The sequence below is a fragment of the Mycoplasma sp. 394 genome, assembly GCF_054353895.1.
Genome location: NZ_JBTHHL010000001.1, coordinates 107,552 through 129,244, shown reverse-complemented (window position 1 = coordinate 129,244; position 21,693 = coordinate 107,552). Strand labels below are relative to the sequence as shown.

At 27.5% G+C, this 21,693-nt stretch carries 19 protein-coding genes; 16 read left to right on the top strand and 3 right to left on the bottom strand.

The window, feature by feature from the left end; translation table 4 throughout:
* Positions 1-151: 151 nt before the first annotated feature.
* From ACXYRQ_RS00430 to ACXYRQ_RS00420, 3 genes are read right to left on the bottom strand one after another with little or no spacing between them, the layout of a single operon-like run.
* On the bottom strand, positions 152-1,096 hold the full coding sequence (locus ACXYRQ_RS00430; RefSeq protein ID WP_458614449.1) for a hypothetical protein: 945 nt from the start codon (positions 1,094-1,096) through the stop codon (positions 152-154).
* Entirely contained in the window at positions 1,084-2,133 is a 1,050-nt protein-coding gene (locus tag ACXYRQ_RS00425) for a hypothetical protein (protein WP_458597355.1), read from the bottom strand. The genes ACXYRQ_RS00430 and ACXYRQ_RS00425 overlap by 13 nt, the downstream gene beginning before the upstream one ends.
* A 30-nt stretch (positions 2,134-2,163) precedes the next feature.
* On the bottom strand, positions 2,164-2,952 hold the full coding sequence (locus tag ACXYRQ_RS00420) for a DNA-methyltransferase (protein WP_458614448.1): 789 nt from the start codon (positions 2,950-2,952) through the stop codon (positions 2,164-2,166).
* A gap of 150 nt (positions 2,953-3,102) precedes the next feature.
* Between ACXYRQ_RS00420 and ACXYRQ_RS00415 the strand changes: the two genes are divergently transcribed.
* The 16 genes from ACXYRQ_RS00415 to ACXYRQ_RS00340 all read left to right on the top strand — a co-directional run bounded on the left by ACXYRQ_RS00415 (position 3,103) and on the right by ACXYRQ_RS00340 (position 21,661).
* Positions 3,103-4,323 carry a class I tRNA ligase family protein gene (locus ACXYRQ_RS00415; RefSeq protein ID WP_458614144.1) on the top strand — a complete coding sequence of 407 codons (1,221 nt, stop codon included), beginning with the start codon at positions 3,103-3,105 and terminating at the stop codon, positions 4,321-4,323.
* Positions 4,324-4,338: 15 nt separating this feature from the next.
* Positions 4,339-5,061: a 23S rRNA (guanosine(2251)-2'-O)-methyltransferase RlmB gene (gene rlmB / locus ACXYRQ_RS00410; RefSeq protein ID WP_458614447.1), complete on the top strand. Its 723-nt coding sequence runs from the start codon at positions 4,339-4,341 to the stop codon at positions 5,059-5,061.
* Positions 5,051-5,644, top strand: coding sequence for a hypothetical protein (locus tag ACXYRQ_RS00405; protein ID WP_458614446.1), 594 nt, complete (start codon positions 5,051-5,053; stop codon positions 5,642-5,644). Before rlmB ends, ACXYRQ_RS00405 begins: the two co-directional genes overlap by 11 nt.
* Before the next feature lie 65 nt (positions 5,645-5,709).
* Positions 5,710-6,831, top strand: a complete 1,122-nt coding sequence (locus ACXYRQ_RS00400) for a zinc-binding metallopeptidase family protein (protein WP_458597350.1) — start codon at positions 5,710-5,712, stop codon at positions 6,829-6,831.
* A 16-nt stretch (positions 6,832-6,847) separates the two neighbouring features.
* Positions 6,848-7,084 (top strand): YneF family protein, encoded by a 237-nt coding sequence (locus tag ACXYRQ_RS00395; RefSeq protein ID WP_458597349.1) that lies wholly within the window; start codon positions 6,848-6,850, stop codon positions 7,082-7,084.
* 15 nt (positions 7,085-7,099) lie between these two features.
* Positions 7,100-8,887 (top strand): potassium transporter TrkG, encoded by a 1,788-nt coding sequence (locus ACXYRQ_RS00390; protein ID WP_458597348.1) that lies wholly within the window; start codon positions 7,100-7,102, stop codon positions 8,885-8,887.
* Between the two features lie 8 nt (positions 8,888-8,895).
* Entirely contained in the window at positions 8,896-9,570 is a 675-nt protein-coding gene (locus ACXYRQ_RS00385) for a potassium channel family protein (RefSeq protein WP_435130478.1), read from the top strand.
* A gap of 209 nt (positions 9,571-9,779) precedes the next feature.
* Positions 9,780-10,205, top strand: a complete 426-nt coding sequence (locus tag ACXYRQ_RS00380) for a division/cell wall cluster transcriptional repressor MraZ (protein ID WP_458597347.1) — start codon at positions 9,780-9,782, stop codon at positions 10,203-10,205.
* The gene (gene rsmH / locus ACXYRQ_RS00375; RefSeq protein WP_458597346.1) at positions 10,205-11,107 is read left to right on the top strand and encodes a 16S rRNA (cytosine(1402)-N(4))-methyltransferase RsmH; all 903 of its coding nucleotides are present in this window, start codon (positions 10,205-10,207) and stop codon (positions 11,105-11,107) included. The genes ACXYRQ_RS00380 and rsmH overlap by 1 nt, the downstream gene beginning before the upstream one ends.
* An 11-nt stretch (positions 11,108-11,118) precedes the next feature.
* Positions 11,119-12,273 carry an MAG3720 family protein gene (locus tag ACXYRQ_RS00370; RefSeq protein WP_458597345.1) on the top strand — a complete coding sequence of 385 codons (1,155 nt, stop codon included), beginning with the start codon at positions 11,119-11,121 and terminating at the stop codon, positions 12,271-12,273.
* Entirely contained in the window at positions 12,273-13,322 is a 1,050-nt protein-coding gene (locus ACXYRQ_RS00365) for an FtsZ/tubulin family protein (RefSeq protein WP_458614445.1), read from the top strand. The genes ACXYRQ_RS00370 and ACXYRQ_RS00365 overlap by 1 nt, the downstream gene beginning before the upstream one ends.
* A gap of 216 nt (positions 13,323-13,538) precedes the next feature.
* Positions 13,539-13,895, top strand: coding sequence for a PTS glucose transporter subunit IIB (locus ACXYRQ_RS00360; protein ID WP_458607354.1), 357 nt, complete (start codon positions 13,539-13,541; stop codon positions 13,893-13,895).
* A gap of 6 nt (positions 13,896-13,901) precedes the next feature.
* The gene (locus ACXYRQ_RS00355) at positions 13,902-17,666 is read left to right on the top strand and encodes a DEAD/DEAH box helicase (protein ID WP_458614444.1); all 3,765 of its coding nucleotides are present in this window, start codon (positions 13,902-13,904) and stop codon (positions 17,664-17,666) included.
* A complete protein-coding gene (locus ACXYRQ_RS00350) occupies positions 17,666-17,986 on the top strand; it encodes a hypothetical protein (RefSeq protein WP_458607356.1) in 321 nt (106 codons plus the stop codon). Before ACXYRQ_RS00355 ends, ACXYRQ_RS00350 begins: the two co-directional genes overlap by 1 nt.
* Complete coding sequence (locus ACXYRQ_RS00345; protein WP_458614443.1) at positions 17,986-19,734, top strand: ABC transporter ATP-binding protein; 1,749 nt, start codon at positions 17,986-17,988, stop codon at positions 19,732-19,734. The genes ACXYRQ_RS00350 and ACXYRQ_RS00345 overlap by 1 nt, the downstream gene beginning before the upstream one ends.
* Positions 19,724-21,661, top strand: a complete 1,938-nt coding sequence (locus ACXYRQ_RS00340; RefSeq protein ID WP_458614442.1) for an ABC transporter ATP-binding protein — start codon at positions 19,724-19,726, stop codon at positions 21,659-21,661. The genes ACXYRQ_RS00345 and ACXYRQ_RS00340 overlap by 11 nt, the downstream gene beginning before the upstream one ends.
* Positions 21,662-21,693 lie beyond the last annotated feature (32 nt).

Genomic DNA, 21,693 nt, shown 5'->3' with positions numbered 1-21,693 from the left:
TTTACCTTGGGGGTACAAGGCTAAATAATTATAATTAAAGTATTTGAAAATATTAAATATTTACAAATAAAATTCACTTTTTTATTCTATAAATAAAATTATTTCCACATTTGTTCCATTTTTTTATTTTTAATACCTTTAAATGTATTTCTTACTCTTTCGTTTCTACATCATTTAAAATTTGATTAAAAATATCTATTATCAATGAATGAGGTATGGCAGAAGCGGGTCCTGCTTCACATATTTGTTCATTTACCATTTTATTTTTTTGAACAGGTGTTTTATATCTTTGCACAAAATCCATTGCACCCATACCACTTTTGACTTTACGAGCCTTAATCATCCGATTCAATGAAGCCAATCCTAACATCCTACTATCCAAATCGCGTCTAAGTTTAATGTTGTGATCATCTTTTAATACATAATACTTTTCACCATTAATTTCTTGTATCGTATAAGGTGGATCGATTCTTCCTTTTTTTAAAATTAATTTTAAATTGCTATAAAAATAAGTTGCTTTAGTTGTTAGAAAACCATATTTTCCATAGCTTGCTTCATTAAAGTAATGATTTTCATTGTGAAAATCTTTACGGTTAAATTGTATATATTTTCACATCATTGATTGTTTAGGATTTTCAATATAAAAATATTTTGGTTTATAAAACTTTATTAATTCAATTGTATTATTTAAACATTTTTCACCCAGACGTTTGATAAAAAGTTGCACATCTGCCTTTAAATTTTTAGTAAAACCACCCTTTAATCTTTCAAATTCTTCTACACTTCGTTCTAAAACATAATCCTTGGTTTCATTTAGCTTTCAAAAAGGAGTTCCTCCACCTTTCATTGCTAAAACACAACTGAAACTTTGACACAATGGACTAGCAACGATAATATCAGGTCTAGGATATTTTCAAAATAATTGCACTATATTATCTGATGCTAAATCTAATTTATAATGGTTGTTTCTAGTAGGTTCAGTAATATCTCATGTATATATTTCAAATTTGTCTTTTAAATATTTATCTTCATTTATTGCATTAAATACCGAGTTTTGACCACCACCAAATAAATCCCAGACAGTTAATTTCTTCATAATTCATCCGTATAAATTTCAAATAATTTTTTTATTTCTTTGATATCAGTATTTTTGATAATAAAACTATCAAAATCACTTTGTATATTTTTATTAAATAAATTGTTATAAAGCGAATTAATTATTTTAAAGCTAAGTTCTTTTTTAATAGATTCTTTCGAAGAGCCTTTATGAATCCCTGTATGACAAGCAGCACACAATGGAATTAAATTTGTGCTACTATGAATCATATTTCAATCAATTATTTCACCTTTATCCTTAAAATACTTAATAAAATATCATTTCGGAACAATATGATGAATATCTACATAAGATAAACCGTAATTATTTAATTTATCTATATCAATGTTTTCACCAAGTGGGCATTTATAGTCATAATTTGAGCTTATCAAGGCACATTTATAATTTCAAAAACTTCTAATTTTTAAGACTTCATTTTGGTTTATTTTTGGGCCTTTGTTTATAAGTGAATTTTGAATTTCAATATTTTCAGAATATGGATTAAAATTCATCTTATTAACTGTTTCTTTAAAATTATCAAAAATTTCTTCATCAAAGTCATTCGATGTTACATAGTATAAATATTTTATTTTTGATTGCTTATTTTTCTTAATTCAATAAGGCAAAATTACATCCGAATTTAATGGTAGTATCTTATTTTTTAAATCACTATATTCCATTAAAATAAATGAATTTGATACAGATACTTGTTTGTTATAACCAAAAAATGATTTACTCATAAAAACTAAGTAAACATCTTTATTTTCACGGTATCCAGCTACTAAAATAGAATCTTTTTTATTTATCACATCATCTAAAAACGAATCATTTCTTAACCTTATTTTGTTAGGTTGATAAATATTACAAAAAGATGTAAAGTGTATATAATACAATGATTTTTGATTCATATTTTTGAATTTTGATAACTGGTATCCTAAATTAGATAAATAACTAAATAACCTTGTCTTTTTAAAATCTTCTAACGGTATTTGTGATTTAGATAAATGTTTATAAATCTCTTGATAATTCTTTTGCATAAAATCCTTATAAGTTATAAATTATAACAATTATTTTTGCTGCTGCTTGTTTATATCTAGTAATTTTATGTTTATTTTCATAACATATTCTGAATCTAACTCACATCCTATGAAATTTCTATTTAATTCTTTTGCTACAAATGATGTAACACCACTACCACTAAATAAATCTAAAACAAGATCACCCGGATTAGAACTTGCTTTTATTATTCTTTCAATCATTGTTTTCGGTTTCGGTGTTGGATGATTAGTCTTCACAACCTTGCCGTTAACTTTATTCGTATGTCTAACCGACGGAATTTCTCAAATATCAGTACATAATTTACCATTCGGATTAGGTGTTCATCGTTTCCCTTTTTTAATTATCCCTTTGTTTTTAGCATTCAAAAGTCGCTTCTTCGAAAGATATTCAGTTCTTATATCATTATAATTGAATGTATATTTATTAGATTTTGTTAGGAATGTAATTGTCTCTTGATTATTAACATATTTTTTCTTACTTGGTGAAAAACCATCTTTTTTATATCAAATAATATTATTTTTAAATAACATCCCTTTGTTAATTAAATAAACTAAAATGAAAGCAGAATTATATGAATTATTGAACAAATATATGCTTGCTGTATCTTTTAATTTCTTAACTGCTAAATCTAATCAAGAATAAATAAATTCAAAATATTCCTGATTAGATTCAAATTTATCTCAACTGCTTTTATTTAAATTATAAGGTGGATCTGCAATGATTAAATCAACTGAGTTATCTTCTAAATTCTTTAAAAACTCAATAACATCCATCTGATACACTTTATTAACTTCCATATTACTCCTATAACTTTTATATTATAAATCTTATATATGAATATCTTCACAAAACGTTTTATATATTGTTATTTTTGATGTTTTTGTTGAATAAATTCCATATTTTTTGTTCTTTAATTCTCTTCTTTTGAAAAACTATATAATAATCATATGCTAAAAATTTATGTTTGTGGGCCTACTGTATATAATGATGTGCATATTGGGAACCTTAGACCAATATTAACTATGGATCTTATTTTAAAAGCTGCCAGAGCATTAAATATCGACTTTAAATTTATACATAATATAACTGATATCGATGATAAAATCATTAATAGAGCTTTACAAGAAAATGTCAGCGAATCAGAAATAGCTACAAAGTATGCAACTTATTATTTAGATATTTTAAAAAAGTTAAAAGTTGACACAGTTTATCAATATGAATATGTTACAAAAAATTTGGATATTATTGAAGATTTTATAAAAAAAATGACAGTAAAAAATCATACATATACGTCACAAAATTCATTATATTTTAGTGTAAAAAATAACTTATCACACTATGGCGTAGTATCAAAACAAAAAATAGAGCATATGATTTTTGATGAAAATCTTAGTGAACATAAAAGATTTTATGCTGATTTTGTTTTATGAAAAACAACCGATAAAGGGATAAAATATCATTCATCTTTTGGAATTGGTAGGCCAGGTTGACATACTGAGTGTGCAGCTTTAGTTTATAAACATTTTAATAATGATGGACTCGATATCCATGGAGGCGGTATGGATTTGACATTTCCACATCATGAAAATGAAAATATCCAATATTTTGCAGTAACAGATAATGATATTACCAAGAAATGATTGCGAACTGGACAAATTAATTTAAAAGGACAAAAGATGTCTAAATCATTACAAAATTTTATTTTAGCAAAAGACTTTTTGAATAAATATACAGGTGATCACCTAAAATTATTATTTTTACTAAATTCTTTTACAGCAAATATTAACATCGATGATAATGCAATAAACAATATCGAAATTTTATTAAAGAAAATTAAGAAAATCTTCTTTTTAAAATACCTAAAAAATATTAAAAGCAACTATGATAAAGATAAATACAAAAATATTATGCGACTTTTATATCAACAAAAATTTTCTGATTTTAATAAAAAGATTAATGATTTAATTAAAAACATTAATATCAATAAAAAAAGTAATGATATTAGTTTACTTACTGAAATTTTTAGTACCTTAAGATTTGATATCTGTGATTTTGATTATCTACCTTATGTCAAAATATATCATCAATGACAAGAACATCTGCAAAATAAAGACTACCAAAATGCAGATTTACTCAGAAATACCTTAATAGAACAAAAATTGGTCTAAATATGGACAAATGTTATGAAAAATTTTAAAGAAAATATGAAAGAATTATTAGTGTGTGGGAAAAACACCTTGCTCGATGCAATTGCTGCTAAATATAAATTTAAAAAAATATATTTAGCTAAAGCAGAATACACTAAATTTTTAAAGAACACTAACAATGCAGAAATAAAGGATAATGCTTTTTTAAATAATATAACCAAGGAAAACCACCAAGGCTTTATTGGTATATTAGATGGTTTTAATTATAAAGATATAAATCTTATAATTAAAACCAAACCACAATGTATTTTAATTTTAGATCATTTACAAGATCCACATAATTTTGGTGCAATCATTAGAACTGCTAATGCAGCCGGAATCAAAGACATTATTATTCCAAAAGAAAAAAGTGTTTTAATTAATTCTACCGTGTTAAAAGTTGCATCTGGTGGTTTTGTAAATATCAATTTTTACAAAGTATCTAGTCTTTCGGCAACAATTTTGAAACTTCAAAAATTTGGGTATTGATCTTATGCTACCACCATAGATGCTAAGGCAATTCCACACACACAAATAAAATATAATAAACCAACTATTTTAGTTGTAGGAAATGAAGGAGATGGAGTTTCAAAAAGTGTTTTGTCAGTCTGCGATCAAAGTGTTTATATCAAACAATACGGAAGCATACAATCTTTAAATGTTTCGGTTGCAACTGGTATTATCCTTTTTGATTATATCAGTAAATTAAATGAGGACTAAGTTCCAGATCAAAAATCTTGATTCAGAAGTTATTGAGTTTTTAAACTTGGATGAAAGCAAAAAACACATCACAAATAATCAGATTATTCAAGCATTTATAAAGCAATACCAGCAAATTTTATTCGCTGTATGTCATAAAATCCAAAATGTATATTTTGATCATGTATTTAGTTTTGATGAGATATTAAATGCAGCATATTATGAACTATTGCAGATGTTAAAAACAAAACGCAATCAGCAGGACATCCCTTTTGCTAACTATTTTTGAAGTATGCTAAAGTATCGCATTATCAATTTTTTTAATGCTCATTATGGAAGTCAAAGTCGTTTTGAAAACAAGATCGGTAGACACAATATAAATTTCAATCGTTTGCAAAACAAACTTTCATGATATAAAAACTTTCAAGAAAGAAACAATAAAAACGAAGCATATGTAAAATTAATTTCAATTATGCATCTGTTAAATGAACAAGAAAGAAATTATTTGCAAAACTTATTAAATAATAATAAAATGCATTATACAAATTCAAAACAAAAAGAAATTACAACAAACATCCGAGCAAAAATTACTGATTTCTTCTAAAAAAATAGTCCAATAATTATGGGCTATTTTTTAAAATTTGGTAGAATATATTACAAAAGGAAATTATGTCAGATCAAAGCAATAAACCATCTTATTATGTTACAGAACCAAGACAAAATGAATTTAAAAATAAATTAATTTCTTATATGCAAACTGATGCAATGTCGCGTTACGAAGAACCTGTTGCAAGTTTGCTTCGTAAAAATATTAGTAATAATTTTGAAGTATCTAGAGATAAATTTGGTTCAATTATTTTTTATAAAAAAGCAAGTAGCCCTAATGCTCCAAAAGTAATGATTGCTGCTCATATGGACGAAGTAGGATATTTAGTTCGTGATTTTACCAAAACTGGACAACTTCTTTTAACTCCAGTAGGCGGAATTTGAGCCTCTGTTGTTATTGGAACTAAAGCAAAATTAATCACTTCATCAAAACAAGAGTATATAGGTGTTTTCGGGCATACCAGCATCCATATTATGGAAGCATCAAAAATTTCACAAGCTCTTACAAATAATGATTTATATGCAGATTTTGGTTTTTATTCAAAAGAACAAGCAATTGCTGCAGGAGTTCAAATAGGGGATAGAGTTTATTTATCAGGTGAAACAATTTTGTTCAATGATACAAATTTAATTGGTGGAAAAGCAATGGATAATCGTGCAGGTGTAGCAGTTTTAGATGAAATTGCCTCACAGATAGCCAATTGTGATTTAGATGTAAATTTATATTTAGTAGGAACTGTACAAGAAGAAGTTGGAACCCGTGGTGCTCGAACATCAGTTTCAATTATTAACCCAGATATTGCAATTGCTCTTGATACTACATCTTCACATGATACATATGCAACTATACCAGGTAGCACCAAATTAAATGCAGGTGCTGCAATCCGTGTAAAAGATGGTGGAACTTTGATGGACCCAAAACTAATTGATGCATTTATAAAAATATCAAATAAATATCAAATTCCTACTTATAAATTTGTTGCTGCTGGTGGAGGAACTGACGCTAAGGAATTACAATTTGCTCCAGGTGGGGCATCTGTGTTAACAATTTCACTACCACAAAGATACTTACATAGTCCCATCGGGGTTTGTGCAATTTCTGATTTATTAGCTGCTAGTGATTTGATAGTTAATTTTCTTAAGGATTTTAATGATTCAGAATATCAAAAAATTAAGTATAATTAATTATTAAGGAGTAACAATGGTTGAAATGTCAACAGGAGCATTTGTTGGTATGATGATAGGTGTTATCATTTTTGTTATTTTTGCCGCTGCAGTTGTAACATTTATTGTTGCAAAAAAAATGTTTCAAAAACAACTTAAAGAAAATCCACCTATTACAGAAAAACAAATTCGAATAATGTTTAAACAAATGGGACGCACTGCTAGTGAATCACAAATTAGACAAATTATGCGTTCTATGCAATCTGATAAATAATCTCTAAGGAGTTACATGAGTTTTTGGTTTAAGGTTCGTAAATTCCTTAAGTCTTTAAAATTAGTCCAGTTATTTATAAAATTTTTAAACTGACGCAGAAATATTTCGCAATTAAAATATCTTTTAATTGTTTATTTTTTTGTAGTTTTGATTTTTAGTTTACTGCTTTGAAGTCCAATTACTCAAAAGACATATAATCATAACTGAACTTCATTTGATAATTATATCAATGCTTTATTTACAACAGCGAGTGCTTTTTCAGATACCGGATTAGTTGTCTATGATACTTTTTCACATTGAAATTATTTTGGTCAAGCGATTATTGCTATTTTAATTTTACTTGGTGGAATCGGGATATTTGCCTTAAAATTCTTTATTTTCAATTATTTATTAGGTAGACAAATCACATCAATTGGAAATGTGCAACTGCTCCAGCATGAACGCGGTAGTTCGGATGTTAATGTAACTATAAAATTAATTATATCTTCTTTGAAATTTTTATTAATTGTCATACTTATTTCAAGTATTTTAATGTCGATTTATTTTTATTACACTCCACCACAACAAACATTAGGAATTAAATCATATTTACAAACACAAGGCGAATATATAAATCCTTATAAAAACTGAGCACACTCATTTAGATTTGGTTTCTTTCACACTATTTCAGCTATCAATAATGCTGGTTTTGACATTATTTCTGGTAATTCAATCATGCCTTATTATCTTAATTTTGGATTACAAATATGATTTATCATCCTTTTTGTGATAGGTGGCTTAGGTTATCCAACAATATATGATATCCATCGCTATTTAAAACATAAAATCCGTAGATACCAAGGAAAACATCGCTTTAGTTTATTTACCAAAGTTTCAATTATTTCCTATATTTTAGTATTTTTAGTAGGTTTTATTTTAACAATTTCCTTTGAAGCAACATCTAAATCACAAAATACTATCTGAAATAAAGTTTATATCCCAGGAGCATATTATCAAGAATACAATACTTGATTATCTGCAATTAATAATAACCAAAAATTTTCACATCTTTTAAATATCACAAATTCAAATAATCTTAGTGATTCGGAATTAAAAATATACAATTTATTAAACACAAGTAAGGATAATCTTGAAAATTTAAAACATTATATTAATCAAGGTTATATGTACGGAAACAATTTTGATAAAACTTTTGCGATAATATTCACAACTTTTTCAACACGTTCTGCTGGTTTTTCAAGTGTGAATTTACGAGATTTTAGTGCAAGTTCAATTTTAATATGAACAGCTATGATGTTTATTGGTGCTGCACCATCATCAACAGGTGGTGGAATACGAACAACTACTTTTGCTGTCTTGCTAATGACTACCATCTCTGTTTTAATGGGTCGCAAACGGGTAAGAATGTTTAAACGTGCTATTGAACAAAAAACCGTCTTTATGGCTACACAAACTTTTATTTTAGCTTTTGTCTTAGTCTTTTTTGTCACTTTAATCACATTTACTTCCTTTGATGTTTCAGGTGGACACATCAGTACATCAAATATGATGCAAACTGGTTCAAATTTATCAAAACCTTATTATGATCCAATGCATATCATTTTTGAAGTTTCTAGTGCTTTCGGAACTACCGGATTAAGCACTGGAATAACTAAAGATCTCAATGTTGCTTCAAAACTTGCATTAATATTAACAATGTTTATCGGTCAATTCGGTGTTTCATCAACCTTGTTGGTATGAAAACGTAAGAAATCAAAAGATCGCAGTTATGAATACATCGATGCTGATCTAGCAATCGGTTAGGAGAAAATATGAAATTTAAACAAAGCGATGACATCGCTGTTATCGGGTTAGGTCGCTTCGGACAGGCCGTTGTTGAAGAGTTAATTAAATTAGGCAAGCAAATTACAATTATCGATACCGACTCAGAACGGTTAAAACTTTATGAAGATGATGCACAAAGGCTTATAGTAGGTGATGCTGCGGAAACAAAATTGCTAAAAGCAATTGGTGTAGAAAAAATCGGAACAATCGTTGTTGCTGTCCCTGATAATATCGAAATCATTGCAGCCTTATTAGAATTAAAAGTTAAAAACATTATCGCTCGCGCTGTAAGTCGTCGTCACGCAAGGGTGCTAAGACAAATTGGTGTTAGTGCAATTTTGCGGCCTGAACAAGAAGCCGGAATCCGTGCTGCATTAATTGCATCAAATGAAAAATTTATTTTATATAGCAAGAATCTACAAGAACTCGGTGATGGTTTTGTGTTAGGAAACTCTGTAATTAAAAACAAAAGTATTTGTAATATACCAATTCGAGATCTAAATTTAAACAAATGAGAAATAACAATCGTGTTAATTAAAACCCAACAAAAGAAAATTAGACCAACTGCTGATACTGTCTTACATGAAAATGATACAGTTACTGTTATCGGTGAAATAGAAAATGTTACTGCTGCCTTTGAATGATTTAATAACCAAAACTAAAATTATTTTCCACATAGATAAAATGTGGAAAATTTTTTCACAAATTTTTTAACACCTATTTTTAAATATACATAAAAATAGGTGTTTTCTTTTGTTTTAGTCAAAACAAAATTGATTAAGAAACTAAAAAAATAAAAAATATAAAAATTTTATTTATAAGTGGTGGTAAATAGTGGTAGAATTTTATTAGATAGTGGGAGGACGTGGTAATGGTTGGACAACATACAAGAAACCTAGATGACAAAAACCGTGTTATCTTACCTCCAGTCTTTCAAGAACAGTTGGGTAATCAATTTATGGTTAGCATCGGTTTTGATGGTAATGCCGAACTACGCAGTATTGAAGAATTTGATAAATACCGTCAAAATATTGAATCAAAAAGCTTCTTTAATAAGGATGTGAGAAAGGTAACTAGATTTATTCTTGGTAATTCCTTTTTGGCTACACTAGATTCAGTGGGTCGTTTTAGCATCCCAAAAAAAATTACTACTGATCTTGCTATCAAAAAAGAAATAACATTTGTGGGTATGGGTTCGCTTGTTGAAATTTGAGCTAAGGAAAAATTTGATGCAGAAAATGCTGAAATATCACTTTCAGATATGTCGGCATTAGCAGAAAAAATTTCGCTGCTATAATGACAAACTTACATTATTCTGTACTCCTTAATGAAAGCATCGAATCCTTGCACATAGATAAAAATGGAATATATATCGATTTAACCCTTGGAATGGGTGGTCACTCAGAAGCGATATTAAAGCAACTTGAAAACGGACACTTGTATGCTTTTGATAAAGATGACTATGCTATTAAGATAGCATCTGAACGTCTTAAAAAAGTATCGAATAACTTCACGATAATCAAAAGTGATTTCAAAGATATAAAATCAAGATTATCGGATTTAGGTGTTTATTCAGTTGATGGAATTATTGCTGATTTAGGTGTTTCATCTCCACAAATCGATCAAGGTCACCGTGGATTTAGCTACAACAAAGATGCAATTTTAGATATGCGTATGAATCAAGATCAACAATTAACTGCTTATAAGGTAGTTAACGAATATAGTGAAAGTGATTTAGTACGGTTGCTATATAAATACGCTGATGTAAAACTTGCTAGTCGGGTTGCGAAAGCCATTATAGCATCGCGTCCTATTGAAACAACACTAAAATTAGTTGATGTGATAAAAAGAGCATATCCTGCTGCATTATTACGTGCTAAAAATCCTGCAAAACCTGTATTTCAAGCAATTCGCATCGAAGTAAACGATGAAATCAACTCTTTAAAAACAATGCTAAAAGATGCCATTAATTTGTTAAAAATCAATGCTTCCTTAGTAATTATCACCTTTCATTCAATTGAAGATAAGGTAGTAAAAGAGCATTTTAATCAACTTTGTAAGTCAAAACTACCAAGCAAATTACCGATTCAAGAACCAAAAGCATTTATTCAAAAACAAATTTTGCCTACTCAAGCAGAAATTCAAATTAATCGACGCTCAAAAAGTGCAAAATTACGTAAATTAACTAAATTAATATAGAAGGAGTTAAAATGAAAATATTTTTAAATTTCAATATTCATCAAAATCATTTTTACTTTTCTTCTATTAAAAATTCAAATAACAACTTTAGCAAAATCGCCGAAGATGTTAAAATCTATTATCAAAAATCCATAATTATTTTAGATTTTATTAAAGATAAAATCAACACTTATACCAAAAAATACAAAAAAGATGATATTTTTATTAATATCAATTTAAAAGATGACTTATTTTTAGAAACTAAATACATCCTTAGTCAAAAGCAAGTTAATACAGATGTTTTAAATGAAAAACCTGAGCAAATTGAAGATTTTATTCATTTGAATACCTTTAACTACCAATATCAAACTTTTTATAATGGTGTTTATAAATACTATGATACTTTTCCAAAAGACAAAGATTATCAAAGTTTGCATCAATTTCAAAGTCAATTATTTCTTAATACAAATAATTTACAATTAAATTCCTTTCTTGTAAAGACATATAAATACTTGACAAATTTAAATAAAAAAAATATTACATACACACTTGCGACCTTTCAACAAATTCTTGCAAGCTCACTTAATCAAGAAAATAACAACCTTTTAGTTAACATATGTGATAGTAATATTTATGTAAGTTTTGTAAAAAATGGCTATATTCTCAATACTATTAACATCGCAATGGGTACAGATGTTATAGTAAATAAGTTTTTAGATCAAAATTTAAGTAAAAAAGTTATTTTTGCAAGAATCAATGAAATTTTATCTTGTGATTCTGGTCAAATTCTCGATGAAATCAACAATGATATATATTCACTTTTGATAAACTTTGTAAATATATTATGTTCAAAAATCAACCAAATTTTAAAATATAATAACAAAGAATTAAAAGTTTGAATTAATAGCAGCAATGACTTATTAACAGACTTTATAACTAAAAAACTTACAGAGCAAATAAACATTGATTCAAAACTACTGAAAGGTTTTTATCAATTAAATTCCATTACCCAAGGTGGTTTTAACTTGATACATAAACTTGATCCAATTATTAAACAGTCAATTATTTTTGCTAATTCATTTAACTATGATGATAGCGGACACTTACAAACCGTTACACGTGAAATTGATTTAACATATATCAAAAATAAAAGTTTTTGACAAAGAATCTTTGCTTTTAAACATTAATGAAAAGTATTAAAATTTTAGATATATGTGGTAGTTTTTGTGAAAACCCAATTTCTTTTCAGCAAAATGATGAAATTGAATATATTGCAATTTTTGCAAATAAACAAGAACTCAGTAAAAGTTTTTGTGAAAGCAAAATATTAATAAAAGAGAATCTAAAAGATAATATTGATGACTTTAGCAGTCATATTGATGCATTAATGTTAAAAAATATACTAGCAGATGCTGAAATTGTGTTAATCAGCAGTTATATAGACAATGTGGGAACTTGGTTAACTCCTGCAATAACAAAATTAGCAAAAATGCTAAACAAATTAGTTGTTTCAGTTATCAAAATACCTTTACAAAATTCATATTTACCTAATATAAAGCAATATTTAGATAAAATCATTGAATGTTCTGATGCATACACTTTTGTATCAACGCAAAAAATACATCATATGTATCCAGACTTTCCAGATCAAGAAATTAATAAAATCGCAAACTTACAATTAAGTTATTTAATTAACTTCTTAAATGAAAATGCGAATAATTCAATAAATCTTGCAAATTTAAAGAAGATGTTAGCAAATTCAGGATTAACTTATATTACTGCTGCAAAAGCATCCGGAAGCAATTTAAGTAGTAAAATAATTAAGAAGTTTTCTACATATAATTTAAATGATTCCCAAATCCAAAATGCTGCAAAAGTTTTTGTAAACATTAAAACAGATGTCAACACAAATAAAGAAATTAGCCGAATAATTTCTGAAATTGTTAAATATTTTAATTTATCTAATGATGTACAAATTATAAAAAATATAGTTTATCAACAAAAATCATTTAGTTTTATAGATGTAAATGTATTTATAAGTGGAATAAATCAAAATTTAGCAAATCGAAATAATTCTCTTGATAATAATATAAAAAATTTACATATAAATAATGTTGAATCTACTGATGCAAGATATTTGCAAGGATTGAAGCAAGCAAACTCAGAAAACACAAAAATTATTTCAAATCAAAAAAACTATAATTCAATGTATGATTTATGATTCTCGAAGTCTTAGAAGATAATTATTAATCAGAATTATAGTTGTAAACTAGTAATATTTACTAGTTTTTTTATATAAATAAGCATAATAATGTTTATCATATAAAAAATAATTAGTTATTTAAATTTTTAGTTAAATTGAATTAAAAACAACTAAAAAAAATAAGTAAATTTTGACTAAATTCATATATTCTATTTTATATTATGGTAAATGTTGTAAAATTAATAATATATGAAAAAAAGAACCTGAATTATTATTTTTTATACCATTATAACCTTTGGATTCATTTGATTAAAATGAAAAAATAAAAGTAAAAATCATCAAAAAAATACTATTTACCAAGAAAACAATTTACCATTTAAAATTCAAACATTAATTAATGCATTAAAACATGAAAATATTATCGAAATAACCAATACACACTACAGAGTTAATATCACTTTAAAAGATACTAAAATAATTGATATACAGTCAATAAAGGCTTTAAAAGGTGTTCGTGGGTTGTTTTTAAAATCTAATTCTATTTCTATCACTTTTGAACAATATACAGCAGCAGTAGCAGATGCTTTAGCAAAATATATCAAGTAGGTACTTATGCAAGAAAACAAATACCAAGTAATTTTAGATAATTTGCTCGATATCTCACAAAATGATGCATCAATTTTTACTAAACTTAGTGAAAATAATTGTGTAGATATTTATAATCTTTTACGTCTTGAAGATTTTAAAGAAGTTTTGAATAAGGAAAAATTTGAGATCAGTTTATTAGATGGAAACTTGATCGATTTTATCGATCAAGTTAAAAATACTTACGATTTTAATTCTTTAAAATCTCTTTTAGAATCAAAAGCAAATAAATATATAAGAACATCTAAGGTAGATTTTAAGGTTAATTTTGAATATGAACAAAAAAATGTGATTAATTTTTTAGAACATATACAACAAAAAGCGATTCGCAAATGAAAAATTTTAGATAATAAAGTAACATCCATTTTGGATGAAACCAATACATGACCGTTACACATCGGATTTTTGTTTGTTTCACTGCGCAAAGATGACAAAGTTATTTATGCGCCAATGTTTTTTAAAGAAGTTCAAATTAAATTTAAAAATACTATTCCTTATTTATTTTCAGATGGAGATATTAAAGTTAATGAAAAACTCATTTTCTTTTTAAACAACTCAGGATTTAACCTTAACATCGATTCTAACTTTGAGAACTTTGAAATTAATGCAATTTTTGAAAAACTAAAAACCGATTGAAACAATTTATTTACCTTACCTAATGATTTATATGATAAATTTACTCCACTTCGCAGTGATTTGATTATTAATGAAAACTTAATGTTTCATAAGGGTATGTTATTAGGGATTTTTCAACCTTGAGGTGGATATTCACGCAATCGGATGAAAGAAATTATTAATAACGATGAAATTAATGATATTTTTAAGGTTGAATTTGATAAAAACAAATATAAAAACAAAGTGATACAACTTCTTAAAAATGAAAATATTTCATTATTTAATGTTGCTAAATCCAATCTTTCACAAGATAAAGCAGTTTTATCTGCATTACAGCAAAATACCATTATCTGAGGGCCTCCTGGAACTGGAAAATCACAGACAATCGTTAATTTAATAACAAATATTTTAATTTATGGTAAAAAAGTTATTGTTGCTTCGCAAAAGAAAGCTGCCTTAGATGTTATTAATGAACGTCTTGGAATTTTAAGTAAATTTTGTTTATTTTTACTTAATTATAAAGATGTTAAAAAGAAAAAGTTTTATCAACCTATTCAAGAATACCTTGATATGCTGGAAAATTTTGATTCAAAGCAACAACTACAAAAATATCCAGTAATAAGCCAACAAGAAAGCAGACATATTGTTAATGTAAATAATATCCTGAATCAAGATGGGATAAACCAACTATTTCAAGCATATTACTATTTATACAAATACAAAATGGATGCCGATTTAGAAAATGATCCACAGTTTATTAATGATTTACCAAAAGATATTATTTACCCTTCATCAACCTTACAAGAAGGAAAAGTTGCAAAAAGCATTTTAAAAGAAAATAATAGTTATTTCTTATTTTTTATGAAAAAATATTGAAAGATTCGCGATGTTGCTAAGCAGATCGAAAACAAATTAAGCAACTTTTCAGGAAGTTTATACCGATTAATAAACAATTTTCATTCTATTAAAAATGTTAGTAACTCGGTAAAATACCTAAATCGCATTATCAACGAATCTAAAAATATCAATTTCGATCAGCAAACATTAAGTGCTGAGATAGTTAAAAACATTACCTTAGAGCGCTATGTAAAGCAAATCAAAGAATTTAACCCACAATTGCAACGATTATATCGTGAATTTTCACAAAGTGTTCGCATCCAAAATCTTGAACCGTATCGTTTTGTTAAAAAATATGCTGAAATGATTAAATTAATCTTCCCTGTAATTGTAGCAACACCAGATACAGATTTATCTACTTGAAATAAAGAAGAATTTGATTATGCAATCTTAGATGAATCTAGTCAAATATTCATTGAAAAAGGTTTACCGATTTTATATTTAGCTAAAACTAAGATATTAGCAGGAGATAAACAACAAATGCGTCCAAGCAACTGATTTGGTTCACGAAATACTGATGATACCATTTTTGGTAAAGTGGATTCACTACTTGATTATGCTTTATCATTAGGAGTATATCAAATTATTTTAGATAAAAATTATCGTGCTAAAAATGCTGCATTAATGACTTTTTCATCTAAACACTTTTACCAATCATCACTTGATGTAGTTGATAATGCATCTGCTAGTGATGAAAATTCAGTTGAAGTATATCAAGTTGATGGAAACTGAGAAGATAATCACAACAAAGTTGAAGCACAAAAGGCATTACAGTTACTTAATTTAAATTTAGATAAATATAATAAAATCATTTTATTAGCATTCAACTCACGACAAAGTGATTATTTAACTAACCTAATTTATTCTTACCATCCAAATTTAGAAGCAGCAATTAATCAAAAAAAACTATTAATCCGCAACATCGAAAATATCCAAGGAGATGAAGCAGACTTAGTAATTGCTACTATTTCATATGATAAATCCACTAAGTTAAATTCTACATATGTTTCACGAAGTGGTGGTTCAAATGCTTTGAATGTTGCTATATCGCGTGCTAAAGAGAAAATGATAGTGATCAAAACTATTAAAGCAGATGATATACAAATTCTGCCAAATTCATCGGATGATTTAATTATTTTTAAAAAATGATTACAGTTTTTAGAAAGGGATGCTGATTCAAAAAGAGAGCTTCTAAAAGAAACATTTGCATCTAAAAAACTTGATTCATCGGTAGAAAACCAAAGTAAAGTAACTTGATTTAAAGAACTTGTGAAGACTGAATTTGAAGATATTATTAAAGGTAAACACAATTATGAATTATTTACCAAATATAACATCGGATCATTAGACATCGATTTAGTTATTACTAAGAATGAAAAACCTTATAAATGTGTGCTTTTTGACACTTTTGAATACGGAGAAAATGCTATAAACGGATATTTAGCCATCCGTGATAAATTTCGCTTCTTAAAGGCTAAAAAATACGATGTTATTGTAATTAATCCAATCAATTGAATTACTATGCAAAATCAAATTAGTTTATGATTTGATTTTGATGAAGTAGTTTCAGAAAACCAACCAACCAATACCTACATTTTAAATAAAACTAATATTTTTGTTGCTACTGATGCTGATATTAAACTTACAAGTTCTCAAAATACCTTGCAGCAAGAGCAAAATACAGAAGTTAAAAAGGTTACCCAACCAATTAATTATCATTCAATTGAAGAAGATAAAAATGATGCAATGATTCTTACATCACTTATCCAAAATGATGATCATTTAGATGCAGAATTACATAAAATTTTTAGTCAGAGTATCCAAACTAATGAAGATATTAAGGAAGAAACAGGAAATCAAACCCTTGATGTCAAAACCGAAGATATTTCAATGCCAGATGATTCAGATGCATCAGTTGCTGTGATTGGTAAAGATGAAGAAGTTGCAGCACCGGTATATTTAAACATCAGCAAAGAAGTAGAATTTACCGAAAATGAAATTGGTTATTGAGATTCAATTGGGATAAAAGTTGATAATAAATCAACTTTTGATAATTTGACAACAGATTATTTATACGAAGATCCAAAAGATTGAATTATGAGTAATACCGATGAAATATCTGATGAGCAAACTAAAACCGTGGTAAATGATGACTTTTTAAAAGATGTTGATGAATTTACCAAAACTGTTGAAATGAAAATAGAACGAAAGGATAAATAATGAACCTTTCTGATGTTTTATCAATACTTTCAAAAAATATTAAACGAAAAATTATTTTGCACTTATTTACCTGTCACGAACAAGAATGCGATGTTTTAACACTTGCTCAAACCTTAAAAAGCAAACAAGCCAATATTTCAAAACACCTTAGCGACCTAAAGAAAAAAAACATCATTGATGCTAACAAAAAAGGTTTATTCACTTATTACTTTTTAAATAAAAAATTTAAAAAGAAATATTTTGATCTTCTTAACACTACACATACATTAAATACTGAAAATGTGGATTGCAAATGCATTAACGATGGACACATTAAATAATGAATCATAAAATTTCTTTATTTTCTATCACCTATGGAACCAGAATTTTATTTCTGGTTACTATTTTGCTAGGTGTTTCTAGCATCATTTTAGAAACATATATGCCTTTATTTGTTAAAGACATCACTGATACAGTTTCTGATGCATTTAAAAACTATAATGATAAATATCACATTGTGCTTAAAAATGCTGCATTATTAGTCTCTTTTGGTATCTTAATCGGTGGTTTTACTATGCTTAGCTCTTATTTAAATGTTGTTGCACGGTATCGTTTTGCTAAGAATCTGCGCTTGAAACTTTTTTCCAAAATACAAACTTTTTCATTTGAAGATATGGATAAATTTTCAACAGGTGTGATTGTAAACCGACTTAATACCGATATTGATAACATTGTAAAATTATATGGAATTATGGGTCGCCCTTTATTTAGGCTACCAATTATGTTTATCAGTTCTTTAGTTTTTGCTATTACACAATCAGGTGTGCTATCAATTATTTTTGCAGTCAGTTTACCTTTATTATTTGGTTTCTTTTTAATTATGTGAAAATACGGTATCCCAATTTTTTATAAAACATTTAAAAAATCTGATCAATATAATACAAAGTTGCAAGAAAACCTTAATTCAATGAGACTGATTAAATCATATGTAACTGAAAACCAAGAAGCACAAAACCACGATGCTGTAAACAATCAAATGCGAGATATTAACATCAAAGGTGAAAAGGTTTTTACTTGATATCATATTGTGATTATGAATACCATTTTTATGTCAGTGATTGCTTTAGTTGTTATTGGAGTAAATCAAGTGCTTGCACAAAAAATAAAAATCGGTACTATTACAGCTTTTTCAACTTACATATGAATGATAACTGGTTCATTTCTAGGGATTTTAAACATCTCAGGTGAACTGTTTCGCTCTATACCAAGTGCTAAAAGATATAATGAGCTAATTAAGCATCAAGTTTCGATTATTGAAAAAGAAACTTGCATTAATAAAGAAATTTTAGGTGAAATTGAATTTAAAAATGTGTACTTAAAATATCATAGTAACTCATTTTACTCATTGAAAGACATTAATTTAAAAATTAAGGTAGGTCAAAGTATCGGGATAATTGGTGCTACATCATCAGGAAAAAGCAGCATACTTTCGCTGATACCAAGGTTTTATGATGCAACCGATGGATGTGTTTTAATAGATGGAATTGATGTAAAAGATTATTCTTTTTCTTCGCTTCGCTCTGGTATTTCAGCAGTTTTTCAAGATACATCACTTTTTTCAGGAAGCATTCGTGATAACATCAAATGAGGTGATCCTGATGCCAGCGATGAACAAATTATCGATGTGCTAAAACAAGTTTGCATCTGAGATTTTGTAACAAGTCAAAAAGAACAATTGGATTATCAAATTTTACAGGGTGGTAAAAATTTATCAGGTGGACAAAAGCAAAGGTTATATTTAGCAAGGGCATTAATTAAAAATCCTAAAATACTACTTTTAGATGATGCAACATCAGCATTAGATGCTAAAACTGAAAAAAGTATTTTATCAGTTTTAAATAACATTAAAACTACCAAAATCATTGTTTCACAAAAAATTGCTTCACTTGCTATTTGTGATCAAATTGTTGTGATTGAAAATGGAATGATAACAAATGTAGGTACTCACAATGAACTTATAAAAACTAATTCATATTATCAGAAACTAAATATGTTGCAAGGTGCTTTAGGAGGTCTTGATGCGAAATAATTTTCATACCTCTTTTGCTAAGCAAGTTCCAAAACTAACAAATAAACAAAAAATTTCTACCTTTAAAAATATTTTAAAACTGCTATGAAAAGATAATAAAATAATTTTAATTATTTCTTTGTTTTTAATCATTATCGGCTCAGGCGGTCTGTTATATAATCAAGTTTTTATCGGAAAAATTATTATTGATGGATTTTTGCATAATTTTTCAGCTAATGCACAAAATTATGCAAAAACATTTAACTATAAATGGTTTTATATTGTTATCACTTTATCAACTGTATGATTTTTTATAACAGTTTTCGCTGGTTTTATCTGAAAAAGATTATTAATCAAAGTTTCGAATCATACATTAACTAAGTTGCGTAGCAACTTATATAAGCATATTCAAAGTCTACCTATTGCATTCTTTGATGCTAATTCTAAAGGCGACTTAATGGCTCGCTTTACATCCGATATTGATACATTAAGGGATTTTTTATCTAACTCGCTTCCGAAAGTTATTGATACATTTATCACTTTAAGTGTTTCAGTAGTAGTTATGTTTTCGCTGAATTGAAAACTTGCCTTAATTATGCTTGCAGTGATGTTACTGATTTTAATGTTTTCATATTTTATCGGGATGCAATCAAAGAAAGGATTTATCAAGCGTCAAAGAAGCAATGGTGCTTTATCAGGATTTACTGAAGAAGTAGTATCAAATTTAAAAACATTAAAAATCTTCGGTCAAGAGCAAAATGTGTTAAATGATTATCAAAAATATTCAAATTCTTTATACCAAGACGAACTAAAAGCCCGTGGTTATGCTGATTTGTTGTTTCCGTTTGCAATGTGGGCAGGTAACATAGGATATATTATTGTAGCTGTTTTTGGAGCAATTTTATTGATCAACGGACAAAGCGAAGGTTTCGGATTAAGTGTTGGGGTATTAATTGCATTTACTCAGTTTGCTAAAAGTTTTTCTGGCCCTGTTTCATCAATTTTAGAAGTAGCCAATTCGATAATCATCGCATTAGCAGGTGGTAAACGTGTGTTTGATATTCTTAAGCAATCCCCAGAACTCAATCACGGTAACATCCAAGCTGTTAAAGTTGTTTTAAAAAACAACCAATACATCGAATCTGAATCAGATGCAGCATTTTGAGCATATAAATTTACTGATGCATATGGATATTTAACAGGTTATCAAAAAGTGCATGGAGAGGTTGTTTTTGATAATGTGTCTTTTGGATATGATCAAAATATTGCTATAAAAAACATCTCATTTAAAGCAAAAGCAGGAAGTAAAATCGCATTAGTTGGTCCAACTGGTGCTGGTAAAACCACCATCACTTCCTTATTAATACGCTTTTATGAGCAAAATAGCGGGGATATTTATATCGACGGGATTAATATCAAAGAGATTGATAAAAACTCACTACGCAAGGTGATAGGTATGATTTTACAGGATGCATCATTATTTTCTGACACAGTAGCCAACAACATAACTTACGGATTCGATGCAATTGACCAGCAACAGTTACATAAATCCATTCTTGTCTCAAATTTAACAGAGCATATAGATAAATTAGATGCTAAAGAACACACCTATCTCAAAGATCGTGGCAGCAAACTTTCGCAAGGACAAAAACAACTTATTACAATTGCAAGGGTTACTTATAAAAATCCACCTATTTTAATCTTTGATGAAGCAACATCGAATATAGATACCTTAACTGAATATCAAATACAAACATCGATGGATAAATTAATGCAAAATCGAACTACTTTTATTATCGCGCATCGATTAAGCACCATTAAAAATGCTGATCTGATATTAGTAATTAATAATGGACAAATTATCGAGCAAGGCAGTCATCAGCAACTGCTACAAAATCAAGGGAAATACTTTCAGTTATGAAATAATTCACAAAAACAAAATATCTAACACTGCTTTGCAGTGTTTTTGAATCAAAAAAA